Raw genomic sequence first — 16,353 nt, 5'->3', positions numbered from 1 at the left:
TCGTAAGACTAAAGTATATTGGCAACCAGAATAATACCTATTTTTGTATCATATCAAGCCAATAATTAAATTATGTCATCAAAAAAATCATCCCCTTATATCATTGCAGAAATCGGACAGGCTCATGAAGGCAGTTTAGGAATATTATATTCTTATATCGATGCTATTGCACAAACTGGTGTTGATGCGGTTAAGTTTCAAATGCATATCGCTGAAGCCGAAAGTAGCATCCACGAACCTTTTCGGGTTAAATTCTCCTTAGAGGACAAAACGAGATTTGATTATTGGAAACGAATGAGTTTTTCGTTGGAGCAATGGAGAGGAATCAAGCAACATTGTGAGCGTTTGGGTCTTGATTTTATTTGCTCCCCTTTCAGTAATTTAGCAGTTGATTGGCTGGAAGAAATAGGTCTACAACAATACAAAATAGGTTCGGGTGAAGTCAACAACTTTTTGATTTTAGAAAAAATTGCCCAAACCGGGAAGCCTGTAATTTTATCTTCGGGAATGAGTTCTTATGAAGAATTGGACAATGCTGTAGCTTTTTTAAAAGAAAGGAACGTCGATTTTTCCATTCTACAATGTACTACAGCCTATCCTACTATGCCAGAACAATATGGATTGAATGTGTTTCAAGAATTGAAAAATAGATATGGTGTGGCGGTTGGTTTTTCGGATCATTCGGCCAGAATGGAAACGTGTATTGCAGCAACCGTTTTAGGAGCCAGTATATTGGAATTTCATGTTGTTTTTGATCGGCAGCTTTTTGGGCCTGATGTAAAAGCTTCATTGACCATTTCAGAAACTAAGGATTTGGTATTTGCTGTTCGAAATATAGCCACTGCCTTGTCAAATCCAATTGATAAAAATGACATTACTTATTTAGCCCCATTAAAGCAAATTTTTGAAAAATCATTAGCTGTAAACAAGGATTTGCCTAAAAATCATATTCTTACTTTCGAGGATTTGGAAGCTAAAAAACCAAAAGGATTTGGTGTTTTAGCCAGTAAATACCATGAAGTTATTGGTAGAACACTTACGTCCGATATGAAGCAATGGAATTTTTTAAATGAAGATGATTTAGTATGAATCAAAAACGAAAAATAGCTGTAGTTGTTACAGCACGTCCTTCTTACAGCCGTGTTAAAACGGTTTTGTCTGCCATTCAACAACATCCAGATTTGGATTTGCAATTGGTAGTCGCCGCCTCAGCCTTATTAGATCGATATGGTTCGGCTATTAATTATATTGAAAAAGATGGTTTTACCATCGCTGCCAAAGTATTTAATGTGTTGGAAGGAGAGAATTTGACTGCCGCAGCCAAAACTACTGGAATAGGTATTTTGGAATTATCCACTGTTTTTGATAATTTAAAACCAGACATAGTAGTCACTGTTGCCGATCGATTTGAAACGATGGCTACTGCTATTGCAGCGTCTTATATGAACATTCCATTAGCACATATCCAAGGAGGTGAAGTGACCGGAAATATTGATGAAAAAGTGCGTCACGCTATTACCAAATTAGCTGATTATCATTTTGTAGCCTCTGAAAATGCAAAAGAACGCGTCATTAAATTAGGAGAAGAGCCTAATGTAGTTTTTAATACTGGATGCCCCTCCATTGATTTAGCAACAACCGTATTGCAAAGTACCTCGCTTCCTTTTGATCCTTATGAGAAGTATGGTGGCGTGGGGGCAAAACCAGATTTGTCTGAAGGGTATTTAGTTGTCATGCAGCATCCAGTTACCACAGAATATCAAGACTCCCGTAAGCATATTGAAGCCACACTTGAAGCGATTCATTCCTTAAAAAAACCTACGTTATGGTTTTGGCCTAATGTTGATGCTGGAGCAGATGGTACTTCAACTGGAATTCGTGCCTTTAGAGAACAACATCAGTTACCAAATGTTCACTTTTTTAAAAATATGGAAGGAAAAGATTTCTTGCAGTTGCTCCAGCACAGCTCTTGTTTGATTGGGAATTCCAGCGTTGGGATTCGTGAATGTGCTTTCTTGGGCATCCCTGTTGTCAATATCGGTTCCCGACAAAATAGAAGAGACAGAGGCGGTAACAGTATTGATGTTGATTATTCTCAGGAGAAAATTGAAGTGGCAATTTTATTTGCTATAACAAGAGGGAAGTCCCTTTCGTCTCCTATTTATGGAAACGGGAATGCAGGGGTGTATATTGCTGATTTATTATTGCAATTACCGTTGCAGTTTCATAAAACGATTACCTACTAATGCGAATTTTAGGCTTAATACCAGCTCGTGGTGGCTCGAAAGGAGTACCAGAAAAAAATATTAAAAACCTAGGAGGTAAGCCATTATTGACCTATACTTCAGAAGTAGCCTTGCAATCGCATTATCTTTCAGAAGTCATATTGTCCAGTGATAATCCACAAATTATAACAATAGCCAAGGAATTGGGAGTTGCAGTTCCATTCATTAGACCTAGTGTATTAGCGTTAGATACAACTCCTACTATTGATGTTATTATTCATGCTTTGGAATGGTATCAAGCTCAAAATATTTTCTTTGATGCGGTGTGCCTGCTTCAGGTGACAAGTCCATTTAGGACTGTTAGTTTCCTTGATGCCGCCATTGAAAAATTTATAGCAAGTGGTTGTGATTCTTTGGTTTCGGTACAACAGGTACCCCATGAATACAACCCTCATTGGACGTTTGAGGTGAATTCTAGAGGGAATTTAAAAATTGCTACAGGCGAAGAACAGATTATCAGTAGGCGGCAGGAGCTTCCAACTGCCTATCATAGGGATGGCAGTATTTATATTACTACAACTGAAGTGCTTTTAAGAGACCGTTCTTTGTATGGAAAATCAACTGCTTTTATTGAATCGGACCCCGAATTGTATGTCAATATTGATACCTTGGCGGATTGGGATAAAGCAGAGGAAATGATTAAAAAACAACAAAAATAATGTGCGGTATTGCAGGGATAATAGGCGATTACAAAAGTGTTCAATTGGATGCTATGTTGACTAGTCAGCATCATCGTGGTCCAGATAGTACGGGACATTTTTTTGATGAAGGTTTTGCAGCTTTAGGGCACAACCGATTGGCCATTATTGATTTGTCTCCTCAGTCCAACCAACCTTTTTTAGATTCTTCAGGACGGTATAGTTTGGTTTTTAATGGAGAAATTTATAATTATATAGAGCTGAAAGCCCAGTTGCAGGAACAGTATACTTTTAAAACGGAATCGGATACCGAGGTTTTATTAGCTGCTTATCTTGTTTATGGTACAGCCTGTTTGCAAAAATGCAATGGTATGTTTGCTTTTGCGATTTGGGATGCTCAAGAAAAAAAACTATTTGCGGCCAGAGACCGATTTGGTGTAAAACCCTTTTTTTATGCTTTAAAAGACAATTCTCTTTATTTTTCCTCTGAAATAAAAGCCATTCATGCGGCTGGAATTTCAAAAATCCCCAATGAGAACGTATGGGCTTCTTATTTTGCCTATGGTTCCTATGGCAATCCCGAGGAAACTTTTTGGGAAGGTATTTCACAATTGTCTGGCGGGCATTTTTTAGAATACGAAAATCAAGAGTTACATGTAAAAAAATGGTATTCCTTTGAAGATGAGGTTGCTAAACAACCCCAAAACTTAACTTTTGAGCAAGCCAAAGCACACTATGTTACTCTTTTAAAAGACAGCATTAATTTGCGTTTTCGGGCAGATGTCCCAGTCGGATTTACTATTAGTGGTGGATTAGATAGTTCTGTATTGTTAGCCTTAGTCAATTTACAAAAGGAAGGTAGTGGCAATATCAATGCTACTATAAAAAGCCGAAAATCGGCAACTGTTACTCAGCAATCAAGAATCAATTCCTATACTTTCTATTCTGATAATCCAGATTATGACGAATTACCTTGGGTGGAACAAATGATAGCCAAAACTAATAACCCGTTGACTACAGTGCTTCTTCAAGCCGATGAGGTTCCTGATTTATCCGAAAAAATGGCGTGGCAACAAGATGAGCCTTATGGAGGAATTCCTACTTTGGCATACGCTAAAATTTTCGAACAAGCCCGAAAAGACAAGGTATTAGTTCTGCTCGATGGTCAAGGTATGGACGAGCAATGGGCGGGTTATGATTATTATACCCAAGAAAATGATATAATCATTCAAGGGATTACGGATTCACCATTCAAAACGAATATACTTGCCAATTCTTTTTTGAATAAAGCACAAAAACCAGTGTATCCAAAACCTTTTGAGGATGTGATTTTAAATAAACAATACCGAGATTTGTTCTACACAAAAATCCCACGAGCCTTGCGGTTTAATGATCGAATTTCAATGCTATATTCTACAGAATTGCGAGAGCCTTTTTTGGATTATAGATTGGTGGAGTTTGCCTTTTCGTTACCATTAGACTTTAAAATAAAAAGTGGTATCACTAAATTTATGTTGCGAGAAATAGCTTCCGAATATTTGGATGATAACTTGGTTTTTGCACCCAAACGCCCTTTGCAAACTCCACAAAGAGAATGGTTAGCGGAAGATTTGAAAGAGTGGGTTACGCATTGTTTTGCTACAATCAAAACCTCTTCGTTTTCTGCTTGGTTTGATTTAAAGGAATTGCGAACGGAGTTGGATCTTTATTTTGAGGGGAACCAAAATTCGAGTTTTCATCTTTGGCAGTGTATTAGTTTATATTGGATGATTCAAAAATAGATTGAATTAAAGGCAAATAAAAATAGATAATTGAAGAATAATAGCTGATTTAGCAGGATATATAATGAAAAAAATAGGAATAGTTATTACTGACGGTGTAGGCTATCGCAATTTTATATTAAGCGATTTTATGACTGAAGCAAAGCTACAATTTGATTCTGTTGTTCTTTTTTCCTGTTTGCCAAAAAACGTTTATGACTCTTTAGATTTGAATTGTACTATTGTAGAACTAGAGGTTTTTAACGAACATTTTTTTACTTGGTTTTTTCGAAAAGCAAAAGAGGTTTCCCATTTACAAATACATACTAAAGGAAATTTTGGGATAAACGATAATTTAAAAGCCTCAAAAACCAAAGCAAGAAATCCAAGAGGATTTGCGACACGTCTTATTCATGTTTGGTCAAGAATCATTCATTCCGAAAAATGGATACAAAGGTATAATCACTATCAACAAAAGACATTTAGTTCTCATCAGATAACAAAAAAATATACTGCCCTTCTACAAGAACACGGTGTTTCTAATTTGTTTTTCACTCATCAACGTCCTCCTTTTATTGCTCCTCTTATTTATGCAGCTGCCCAATTGCAAATCAAGACCGGTTCTTTTATTTTTAGTTGGGATAATTTGGCTTCCAAAGGAAGAATGGCTGGTGATTTTGACTATTATTTAGTTTGGAGTGAATTAATGAAAAAAGAGCTGTTGCAATTTTATTTGGCAGTACAGGCTGAAAATGTCATAGTGGTTGGTACTCCGCAATTTGAACCTTATGTTTTAGATCGATATGCTTCTGACAAAGAGCAATTTTATGCTGCATTTAATTTAGATATTCGTAAGAAAACAATTTGCTTTAGTTGTGGTGATATTGCTACCAGTAAAAATGATGAATTGTATATTGAAACGATATGCAAGGCTGTACTAGAAAAAAAGATTCCAGATGTTAACCTGATAGTTCGTACTTCTCCTGCAGAAGACCCTATTCGTTTTAAAAGTATAGTCGAGAAATATCCCTTTATAAAATGGAATTATCCTAAGTGGATCCAAAGCAGAGAGAATCATCAGGAAGCTTGGTCTCAGCGTATTCCAACAATAGCTGACATTAAGGATTTGAGGAGTTTATTGGAATTTGCAGATATTAATATCAATATGTTGTCTACGATGAGTTTGGATTTCATGCAGTTTGATAAACCCGTTATTAATCCTGTTTTTGGGAATCGTCAGAACGGTTTGTATGATGATCAACGTTTTTTGTATTATGCACATATTGTGAATGTAGTAAAGAGTGGTGCGACGAGAATTGCAAAGAATGAACAAGCACTTATTGATGCTATTAATTTGTACTATTTGTATCCGGAAGCGGATCAATTAAACAGAGAAAAATTAATGCAACTTCAGGTAAGTAAACCTCTTGAGGGTACCAGTAAAAGAATTGTAGCTGCCTTATTCGAATGGACATGAATCCAATAAAAATAGCCCTTATCTGTAATTATGAACTGCTACCCGAAAGAGTAGGCGGAATGGATTATTTTTTCTGGATGTTTGATGCAAAATGTAAAAAAAATGGGATTCAGGTTGATTGGTTTTTTCCTAATCAATCCCAACATGGAGACTATTCTAAGCTCACTATTTTTAATAGTAACTATCAAAACGTAGAGAATTATTTTCTTGATTTTTGTATTCAAAACCAAACCCCTTATTCTTTTATTATTACGCATTTTATAGAATTGTGTACTCCTTTTTTTAAAAAAATAAAACAAGTCAGTAAAGCTAAAGTAGTTGCCATTGATCACAATCCGCGTCCGATAGATGGCTATCCTTTTAAGAAGAAAATGGAAAAGAAAATCAAAGGTTTTTTGTTTTCTAAATATATTGACCAGTTTATTGGAGTATCCAATTATACAGTGAAAGAAATTATAAGTGATTTTGGAACTCAGGTGCGATCTAAAACAAGGACTATTTATAATGGAGTTGTTATTAAAGATATTAAAGTAAGAACTCAAAGGAACGTTATTCATCCCAATTTTTTAGTTGTTTCTCATTTACGGGAATCTAAAGGTATTCAAGATTTGATAGTTGCTGTTTCCAAATTGCCTTCCCCGATTTTATCAGGAATCCGGATCGATTTGTTTGGCGATGGGCCCCTTAAAGATTTTTTAATTAAAAGTGTGCACCAACATAAATTAGATTCTAATTTTAGATTTATGGGTAGTCAGCCCAATTTAAATGCTCTTTATTGTCAGTATGATTATATGTTGCAACCTACCCACATGGAATGTTTTAGTTTGTCTATACTCGAAAGTTTAGCTGCTAATGTACCTGTTATAACGACTGATGTTGGCGGAAATGAAGAAGCTGTATTGGATAGTGAAAATGGATATATTTTCAAGGCGAAGGATGTTAATGCCTTGACCACACTCCTAGAACAAGTGTATTTAGGAAAAAAGAAAATTGAATTGAATACCAGGGCTGTTATCGAAAATCATTTTTCATTGGATCACATGGTTGAAAATCATTTAGCATTGTTATTTAATAATAAATTTTAATTTTGCATCATCAATTAGTTACACTAGTCTATGTTTTTTAATTCGTTCTCCTTTGCTCTTTTTCTGCCTATCGTATTCTTACTGTATTGGTTTGTTTTTAACAAAAATAAAAGTACCCAAAACGCAGTCTTAATTATAGCGAGTTATTATTTCTATTCCTGTTGGGATTGGCGTTTCTTGTTCTTATTGGTTTTCTCTACTTTTTTGGACTATTATACCGGTATTCGAATCGAAAAAGCGAAGACTGAAACTGGTCGTAAAATTTGGTTTTGGTTGAGCATCAGTATCAATCTGGGCTTTTTAGGTGTCTTTAAATATTATAATTTTTTTGCCAGTTCTTTCTCAGAAATGTTGAATGGTGTTGGTTTACAAACCAGTCCGCTTTTGCTGGATGTAGTACTTCCTGTAGGGATTTCTTTTTATACTTTTCATGGTTTGTCGTATGTAATTGATATTTATTTAAAAAGAATTAAGGCAGAATATAACTTTGTGGATTATTCTTTGTTTGTCAGTTATTTTCCTTTATTGGTAGCAGGTCCTATTGAAAGAGCGACACATTTATTGCCACAAGTTAAAGTAAAACGCAGCTTTGATTTTGAGAAAGCCAAAGAAGGTATTTACCAATTTATCTGGGGCTTGGTTAAAAAAGTTGTCATTGCGGATACCTGCGCTACCTATGCGAATGCGATTTTTGATAATTATGAATCGATGAATTCGCTGTCATTAGTATTGGGTGCGGTTTATTTTGCGTTTCAAATTTATGGTGATTTTTCAGGTTATTCGGATATGGCTTTGGGTATGTCTAAATTGTTTGGTATTGATTTGTTGCGTAATTTTAATTATCCGTATTTTTCCCGCGATATAGCCGAGTTCTGGCGTCGTTGGCATATCTCCCTTTCCTCTTGGTTTCGAGACTATTTATACATTCCTTTAGGGGGCAGCAGTGGTGGAATGACCATGAAAGTTCGGAATACTTTTATTATTTTTCTAGTGAGTGGGTTTTGGCATGGAGCCAATTGGACTTTTATAGCTTGGGGATTTATTAATGCGCTGTATTTTTTACCTTTATTGCTTTTAAATAAGAACCGATCCAATATGGAAACGGTAACTTTAAATTGGGACTTGACCTCTTTTAAGGTATTGGGAAGCATGCTGAGTACTTTTGCCTTAACCTGTTTGGCTTGGGTATTTTTTAGGGCTAAATCTATCGGTGACGCAGTGGAATATATAAGTCGTGTTTTTACTAATAAGAGTTTTGCAGTACAATATTTGGAGCATGAGCGGTACAATTACGAGAACCTTTTATTGGTACTTGTTTTTATTTTAGTTGAATGGAACAGTCGTAGACAAATAGAACCTATTTCGGGCAAGTATAGTATGGTGAAATTAGCGCTATGTCTATTTGCTATTATCGCTTTGGGCACGTATTCAGATTATAAAGAATTTATCTATTTTCAATTTTAATGAGAGCATTTTTAAAATATATTGTTTTTATTTTTTTGCTTGTTATTTCGATTTTGTCTTTTTTAGATTATTCTTTTACAAAAGTCTATGAAAATGCTAAACCGAGAACGAAATTTCAGTATTTTAGAAGTTTCAAAAATAAAAAAATAGACTATATTTTTTTAGGTTCTTCTCGAGTAGATAATACCATTATGCCTGCTATAATTGAGGGACAGACAGGAAAAACAGCTGTCAATTTAGGTTTTCAAGCTACAAAATTAGGGGATGTGTACACTATGCTTCAGCTTATCAAAGAATATAATATTCAAACCGAAAAAATTTTTATACAAGTGGATTATATTTTTAATCTCGAAAACGGTTATTCTAATGTTATGCAACATGAGCTCATGCCATTTGTACGAGAAAATAAAATAACGAAAGACTATTTTTACAGGCATTTTAGTAATGAAAAGCAATTGTATTATGTTCCATTTTTCAGGTACAGTTATTTTGATGTAAAGATTGGATTACGAGAGTTACTGTTGAATGTTGCTAATAAAGAAACCAATATTTTAAAAAATAAAGGATTTACTGCCTTACAAGGAAATTCATTTCAACATGGAAATGCTTTGCCTCAAGAGATAAATGCTGAAAATAAATATTATAATCAAATAGTTGCATTTGCCCGTATTCATAAAATATCACTCGTCTTTTTTTGTGCTCCATTTTGTAAGCATACTAAAAATTTAGACTTTATGGAGAAATTAAAAGAGAAAATCCCTGGATTATATGACTTTTCGACTGCAGTGGCTGATGATAAAATGTTTCAAAATTGTACTCATTTAAATGCCGAGGGAGCAGCATATTTTTCAATATATACCATTCAAAAAATGTTAACCGATAAAAAACCATGAAATCTTTTTTCTTGTTTATTTCTAAAATTTTAATACTGACATTGATTTTGTTAGTGATTTTAGATTTTACATATACCAGTATTTATTCCCATTCTTCGAAAAGAAGTAAAGTAGAGCAGGTCTATACTTCTAAAAATAAGGATTATGATGTCATTATTTTGGGTTCCTCCCGTGCTAATAATCATTTTGTAGCCCCTTTGTTTGAACAAAAAGGTTTGAAAGCTTTCAATTACGGGATGAGCGGAGGACATTTGTTTGAAGCTTCTTTGTTACTCAAGTTGATGGTGGAGCGGAATTATAAAATAAAGACTGTTCTGCTGGAGGCTGACTTGAATTTATCTAATGAACAAAGAGCTGAAGGCATTTCAGCGCGATTTTTACCTTATATCCATCAATCCAAAACCATTCGCGATCATTTTTCGAAAGAGAACGATTTTAGAGCCTTGTATTATATTCCTTTTTACCGCTATGTTGTATTTGATGCCCGTATTGGGTTTCGAGAGGCGTATAAAACCGCTATAGCAGCAACCACAAATAGTTTAAATCATTTAGGTTATTATCCATTAGGAAATAAAAAAGGCAATATGAAAAATAATATCGCTAATTTAAAGCCTTTACATAACAAGTATTACGAAGAAATTAAGCAAATTTGTACAACGAACCAGATTAATCTGATTGTGGTTACAACCCCAATGTGCAGTACTGTAATAGGTATGGATTATTTTGAAAAAGTCATTAAAATGTATCCTGAAATTCATAATTATGAAGGTGTAGTGCAGGGTGATGGATACTTTTCTTCTTGCGGCCATCTGAATGATGCTGGTGCCAAGAAATTTACCAGTATCGTTATCAGTGATTTTTTTACTAAATAAATTTGTGGTCCTTACTTTAGACGAAAATTTAGTAGGGTCCCATTTTGGAAAAATAACCATCCTTAAAAATAATGTATGAAAATAGCTTTCCTGACTCCTGAATATCCACATTTGAAGACCGGGAGCTCTGGGGGGATTGGTACCAGCATCAGGAATTTAGCTATTGGGCTTCTGGCGGAAGGTTGTTCTGTTCGTGTTTTGGTTTATGGCCAAAAACAAGAGGCTATTTTTGATGATACTGGTATCGTAGTGCAACAAATACAAAATGTGAAATTGAAAGGATTGTCGTGGTACCTTACCCGAAAAAAACTTCAGAAAATAATTGATGGTTTGTATGAGAGCAAAGAAATTGATGTGGTAGAAGCACCTGATTGGACCGGGATTACTTCTTTTATAAGTCCTAAAAAATGCCCCATCGTGATTCGATTGAACGGCTCTGATACTTATTTTTGTCATTTGGACCAACGACCCGTAAAATGGAAGAATAAATTTCATGAAAAACGCGCTTTACAGCAAGCAGATGGTTTGCTCTCTGTAAGTCAGTTTACAGCCGATGTGACTAATGAGGTATTTTGCTTCAATAAGAAATTTACCATTATTCCCAATAGTATTAATTGTGCTACTTTTGAAGTTGAACATCAAAAAACGACTCTTTTGCCTATTGTTCTTTATTTTGGGACCTTAATTCGAAAAAAAGGATTGTTAGAATTGCCTTTGATTTTTAACGAAGTGATTAAAAAAAATCCTAATGCAAAATTAGTATTGGTTGGGCGGGATGCGTCCGATGTTATTTCAGGAGCTCCATCAACTTGGCAGCTAATGCAAGCACTATTTTCATTAGAAGCCATTCCTAATGTAACTTATTTAGGGAGTGTTCCCTACAGTCAAATAAAAAAGGAAATAGAACAAGCAAGTGTGTGCGTATTTCCTACATTTGCAGAAGCGTTGCCTGTTTCTTGGCTTGAAGCGATGGCGCTTCAGAAACCTATTGTAGCCTCTACTATTGGATGGGCGACAGAGGTTCTTGATGATGGAATTAATGGTTTTTTGGAACATCCGACCCATCATAAGGCGTATGCGGAGAAAATCTTACTGTTGCTAGATCAAGAATACTTGAGAACGGAATTTGGTTTAGCAGCAAGGAAATCAGTAGTAGCAAAATTTTCTATTGAAGTGGTTGCCCAACAGAGTTTGTTGTTTTATAAAAATGTTATCGCATCAAAATGAAGAAAAAGATAAAAAAAATTATTAGTGCCATTTTTCCTAATGGGGGTATAAAAGAGAAAATCAAATGGGGTTATTACAGCATCAATAAACCGAAAGATACTTTTTATGAATTAGTGCAAAGAGCCGGCACTTCGCTTACGTATAAGACTACTTTTCATGATTTAGCGATGGTAACCAATGAAGCTTTATATTTTATAGCACCAGATTTTAATTATTACCAGCATTTTTATAAAGTTAAAGAAAATGATGTTGTTCTCGATGCGGGAGCCAATTGTGGGCATTTGTCAATTTTATTTTCTAAGTTGATCGGTAAAGGAGGGATTGTTTATGCTTTTGAACCAGACATTTATAATGTTGAGCGGATTAACCGTAATATAGATTTAAACAATGATCTTCAAGGTAATATTAAAATTGAAAAATTGTTGCTTTGGGATGAAAATAAGTGGATTGATTTTTATGAAGCAGGTACCGTTGGATCTTCTGCCATTTGGATTCCAGACAGTGATAAATGTGTTAAAAAAGAAGCCGTACGAATTGATGATTGGGTTGCAAATAATAACATTAACAAATTAGATTTCATAAAAATGGATATTGAAGGGGCCGAAATAGAAGCTTTGGCCGGTTGTGAGGAAACGATACGAAATCTAAAGCCTAATTTTGCCATAGCATCTTATCATATCGTTGATGGAGCAGCTACTTATATTAAAGTGGAGGCCTTTTTCGAAAAAATGAATTATCCTTATCAAACGGTCCGATTCAGAAAAAATGAAATTATAACGTTTGCAGGGCCTTCCTTAAAAAATTAGTGCTATGATAATTATTTATCATAATGAAACTAAAGTTGTCGCGCTAAGGAATGCTGATTCTTTTGAAATTAAGAAGAATGACCATTTAACTATAGCCAAGTTTGTTGCTTTATTGGCAAATGATTTTCCAGATGAGATTTTAGTTTGGTGTCATTTGAGTCTAAAAGAGCAATTGAATATTTTTGAAATTGAAAAATTATTCCACCATAAAAAACTTTTATTTTCCTATAATCCTTTTTGCAGTTCTTATTTAGATACGAATGTTGGTTACATAGATGAATCTCTTTTTGCGAGGGTCAATAGTACTGTAACTTTCCCAACATGGCAAATGAGCAGTTGGGTTGGGGGTATTCAGTCGGCTGTTTTTTTAGCTTTAAAAGATGAAATTCCCTTCGATAAAAATTTTGACTATTTTTTGTGCTCTTTAGCAAAACTAGCTATGCCAAAAGGGTTGTTGTGTTATTCAGAACCTAAACTTTTGAAACAACATCTTGCAACTGTTAACCCCGCTAAAAAGAATCCGTTGGTTCTTTTTCGTTTTGTAAAACAGCACTATAAAACACGATGGGTGTTTTTGTTGCTGTTAAACTTTCTGTTGTACGAAAGAAAATTTCCTGTGTTTCCAATGATTATTTCTCTTTTTTATAAGAATAGAAATACCAATACAATAAACTTAGATGGGATTATTGTTCAGTCCTCAAGAGTTGTTATTGCTAAGGGAACTATTGATGTCATTATTCCGACCATTGGAAGAAGCGACTATTTATATGACGTATTAAAAGATTTTGCTGCGCAAGTGAAATTGCCTCGTAAAATCATTATCGTAGAACAAAATCCATCTGAAGGGAGCAAGACGGAATTGGATTATGTTACCAAAGAAAAATGGCCTTTCGATATTCAGCATGTTTTTATACATCAATCCGGTGCTTGCCATGCCAGAAATTTAGCTTTGAATCAAACCCAAAGTGAATGGGTATTTTTAGCGGATGATGATAATCGTTTTACCCCTAATTTATTGGTTGACATTTTTAAACTAATACAACAATTTGGAAGCCCAGTTGTGACGGTTTCTTATCCTCAAAAGAATGAAATAAAGAGGTATACTAAAGTAATTCAATGGCCTACTTTTGGTGCTGGTAATAGTATCGTGAGAAGAGACCTTTTGGAAAAAGTCAAATTTAATATGGCATTAGAATTTGGGTACGGAGAGGATGGTGATTTTGGGATGCAATTGCGAAATATCGGTACTGATGTTTTGTATCTACCGGAGCCGGAAATATTACATTTAAAAGCTCCATTTGGTGGTTTTAGAACAAAGCCTGTTTTACAATGGCAAAATGATGCTATTCAGCCCAAACCTTCCCCCACAATTATGTTGTATAAAATTTTGCATACTACAGTAGAGCAGCGATTGGGTTATAAAACTATTTTATTTTTCAAGTACTATCAATATCAGAAAATTAAAAATCCACTTCGTTATTATAACCAGTTTCAAAAACAATGGCAGCAAAGCATTTTTTGGGCAAATGAATTAAAAAAAGAAGCATGAAGTATTCTCTAATTATTTGCACTTACATGCGCCCTCAATCTCTACTGCAACTTTTGCGGTCGGTAGAAGGTCAGACGGTATATCCGGATGAAATCCTAATCATTGATGGATCAACTAACCGTGAAACTGAACAGTTGTTGCAGGAAAATCAATTTGCGAATATTTGCTATTTTTTAGTTCCAGAGAACTTTCGTGGTTTAACAAAACAAAGAAATTACGGATTGGACAGAGTAGCTTCTACAAGTGATGTGATTGCTTTTCTGGATGATGATACTGAATTATTACCGGACTATTTTCAGGAATTGATTGCGACATTTGCTTCTGACGAGTCAATTACCGGGGTTGGTGGTGTAGCCATAAATGAGAATAATTGGAGTTTAATAAGACCTAATATAACCTATCATAGGCATAAGTATGTTCAATTTGAAGGGTATGTGTACAAAGAAGGGCAACGCAATGTAGTTCGTAATTATTTGGGTTTACACTCTAATCTCGGTGCTGGAAAAATGCCGGACTATTCTCATGGCAAAAATTGTGGTTTTCCTTTAAATGGTAAAAGCTACGAAGTCGATTTGCTGATAGGCATGTCTTTTGCCTTTCGAAAAAAAGTATTTGACTCTTTGCGATTTTCAATTTATTTTGAAGGATATGGTTTGTATGAAGATGCTGATTTTTGCATTAGAGCTCTGCAGTTTGGTAAGAATGTGGTCAATACAAAAGTGCAGTTACATCACTTTCATCACCCTTCTGGCAGACCCAACCAATATCAGTATGGAAAAATGGTTGTTCGAAACGGATGGTATGTTTGGCGCACTAAAAATCCTAAACCGTCTTTAGATGCAAAAATAAAATGGCATTCCATAACGATACTTTTGACATTGATTCGATTTAGCAATATATTTACAACTAGTAAACGAAAGGAAGCTTTGACCGAGGCTATTGGCAGAACAGTGGGTTGGTGGAGTTTATTTCTCCATAGGCCCCAATAAATATTTTTACAAACTAATTGAATCAACTTTTCTTAATTTTTTTGAGACTTGATCGTAAAGGATAATAGGTATGCATGAAATGTAGCTTAACTGCATGTCTATTTTTTATTTCCATATCCACACATCATGAATCGAAGAAGCAAAAAGATTCTTTTAATTTTACCTATAAATGAAATTTGCTATCATCACCCATGTTCCTCATATAGTAAAAGAAGATAATTACTATGCTTATGCCCCGTATGTTCGTGAAATGAATGTCTGGTCCAAGTATGTATCTGAATTAATTATTGTAGCTCCTCAGGTTGCGGAATCCATTTCTTCGATAGCTGATTGTTATGAACACGATCGCATTCAATTTATACCGATTGATTCTTTTGATGTATTGGATTTAAAAAATATCTTTCTTTCTGTTTTAAAAATACCCAGTATCTCTTGGCGTATTTTTTTAGCGATGCGAAGCGCGGATCACATTCATTTACGATGTCCAGGTAATGTAGGGTTATTGGGATGTTTTATCCAGATTTTGTTTCCTAATACTCCTAAAACTGCCAAATATGCCGGGAATTGGGATTCCAAATCCAAACAACCCTGGACGTATCAATTGCAGCGATGGATTTTGAATACTACTTTTTTAACCCGAAAGATGCAGGTGATGGTCTATGGAGAATGGGAAGACCGTTCTGAAAATATAAAACCTTTTTTTACTGCTACCTATAGTGAATCAGATAAAGTTCCCTTGTTGCGCTTGGATCGTCTTACTACTATTCATTTTGTATTTGCTGGAGCCTTAGTTTTGGGTAAAAATCCCTTGTATGCCATTCAGTTAGTAGCGCGTTTACACGAACAAGGTGTTGCCGTTAGTTTGCATTTGTACGGAGATGGGAGTGAGAAATTAGTCTTGGAGACTTATATTAAACACAATCAATTGGAATCGTATGTTCATTTGAAAGGAAATCAGCCTCTCGAAACTATAAAAACAGCGTATAAAAACAGTCATTTTGTAGTTCTGCCTTCGGCAAGTGAAGGTTGGCCCAAAGTGGTCGCTGAAGGGATGTTTTGGGGATGTATTCCAGTCGCTACTGCTGTTTCTTGTGTTCCATTTATGTTAGATTATGGACAACGCGGGGTTTTGCTTACATTGAATTTGGAGGAGGATGTTGCTCAAATACTCACTGTTATCAGGAGTGAAGCCGGTTTTGAGAATATGCGTACCAAAGCTTCGGATTGGTCCAGAAACTATACTTTGGATGTTTTTGAGGAAGGAATAAAGGAGTTGTTGTTTTTAGATGCAAGATAGAAGAAGCAAGA

14 protein-coding genes are annotated in these 16,353 nt (G+C 35.0%); all 14 read left to right on the top strand.

Annotated elements, in window-relative coordinates; genetic code table 11:
• The first annotated feature begins 72 nt into the window (after positions 1-72).
• The 14 genes from ACNQGD_RS09450 to ACNQGD_RS09385 all read left to right on the top strand — a co-directional run bounded on the left by ACNQGD_RS09450 (position 73) and on the right by ACNQGD_RS09385 (position 16,342).
• Positions 73-1,089, top strand: a complete 1,017-nt coding sequence (locus ACNQGD_RS09450; RefSeq protein WP_417999120.1) for an N-acetylneuraminate synthase family protein — start codon at positions 73-75, stop codon at positions 1,087-1,089.
• Entirely contained in the window at positions 1,086-2,246 is a 1,161-nt protein-coding gene (gene neuC, locus ACNQGD_RS09445; RefSeq protein ID WP_417999119.1) for a UDP-N-acetylglucosamine 2-epimerase, read from the top strand. The genes ACNQGD_RS09450 and neuC overlap by 4 nt, the downstream gene beginning before the upstream one ends.
• The gene (locus ACNQGD_RS09440; protein ID WP_417996940.1) at positions 2,246-2,944 is read left to right on the top strand and encodes an acylneuraminate cytidylyltransferase family protein; all 699 of its coding nucleotides are present in this window, start codon (positions 2,246-2,248) and stop codon (positions 2,942-2,944) included. The genes neuC and ACNQGD_RS09440 overlap by 1 nt, the downstream gene beginning before the upstream one ends.
• A complete protein-coding gene (asnB, locus tag ACNQGD_RS09435) occupies positions 2,944-4,704 on the top strand; it encodes an asparagine synthase (glutamine-hydrolyzing) (RefSeq protein ID WP_417999118.1) in 1,761 nt (586 codons plus the stop codon). The genes ACNQGD_RS09440 and asnB overlap by 1 nt, the downstream gene beginning before the upstream one ends.
• Before the next feature lie 64 nt (positions 4,705-4,768).
• Positions 4,769-6,160, top strand: coding sequence for a hypothetical protein (locus ACNQGD_RS09430; RefSeq protein ID WP_417999117.1), 1,392 nt, complete (start codon positions 4,769-4,771; stop codon positions 6,158-6,160).
• On the top strand, positions 6,157-7,245 hold the full coding sequence (locus ACNQGD_RS09425; RefSeq protein ID WP_417999116.1) for a glycosyltransferase family 4 protein: 1,089 nt from the start codon (positions 6,157-6,159) through the stop codon (positions 7,243-7,245). Before ACNQGD_RS09430 ends, ACNQGD_RS09425 begins: the two co-directional genes overlap by 4 nt.
• Before the next feature lie 30 nt (positions 7,246-7,275).
• Positions 7,276-8,709 carry an MBOAT family O-acyltransferase gene (locus tag ACNQGD_RS09420; protein ID WP_417999115.1) on the top strand — a complete coding sequence of 478 codons (1,434 nt, stop codon included), beginning with the start codon at positions 7,276-7,278 and terminating at the stop codon, positions 8,707-8,709.
• A 191-nt stretch (positions 8,710-8,900) separates the two neighbouring features.
• Complete coding sequence (locus ACNQGD_RS09415) at positions 8,901-9,602, top strand: hypothetical protein (RefSeq protein WP_417999114.1); 702 nt, start codon at positions 8,901-8,903, stop codon at positions 9,600-9,602.
• A complete protein-coding gene (locus ACNQGD_RS09410) occupies positions 9,599-10,474 on the top strand; it encodes a hypothetical protein (protein ID WP_417999113.1) in 876 nt (291 codons plus the stop codon). The genes ACNQGD_RS09415 and ACNQGD_RS09410 overlap by 4 nt, the downstream gene beginning before the upstream one ends.
• Positions 10,475-10,549: 75 nt before the next feature.
• The gene (locus ACNQGD_RS09405; RefSeq protein ID WP_417999112.1) at positions 10,550-11,701 is read left to right on the top strand and encodes a glycosyltransferase family 4 protein; all 1,152 of its coding nucleotides are present in this window, start codon (positions 10,550-10,552) and stop codon (positions 11,699-11,701) included.
• Positions 11,698-12,507 (top strand): FkbM family methyltransferase, encoded by an 810-nt coding sequence (locus ACNQGD_RS09400; protein ID WP_417999111.1) that lies wholly within the window; start codon positions 11,698-11,700, stop codon positions 12,505-12,507. The genes ACNQGD_RS09405 and ACNQGD_RS09400 overlap by 4 nt, the downstream gene beginning before the upstream one ends.
• A gap of 4 nt (positions 12,508-12,511) precedes the next feature.
• On the top strand, positions 12,512-14,056 hold the full coding sequence (locus ACNQGD_RS09395) for a glycosyltransferase family 2 protein (protein ID WP_417999110.1): 1,545 nt from the start codon (positions 12,512-12,514) through the stop codon (positions 14,054-14,056).
• Complete coding sequence (locus tag ACNQGD_RS09390; protein ID WP_417999109.1) at positions 14,053-15,045, top strand: glycosyltransferase family 2 protein; 993 nt, start codon at positions 14,053-14,055, stop codon at positions 15,043-15,045. The genes ACNQGD_RS09395 and ACNQGD_RS09390 overlap by 4 nt, the downstream gene beginning before the upstream one ends.
• Positions 15,046-15,214: 169 nt before the next feature.
• Positions 15,215-16,342, top strand: a complete 1,128-nt coding sequence (locus ACNQGD_RS09385; protein ID WP_417999108.1) for a glycosyltransferase family 4 protein — start codon at positions 15,215-15,217, stop codon at positions 16,340-16,342.
• Positions 16,343-16,353: the final 11 nt, after the last annotated feature.

The organism is Flavobacterium glucosi (genome assembly GCF_048286535.1).
GTDB lineage: Bacteria > Bacteroidota > Bacteroidia > Flavobacteriales > Flavobacteriaceae > Flavobacterium.
Note: the sequence above shows the minus strand (reverse complement) of the source record. Positions and strands in the feature narration are given on the sequence as shown.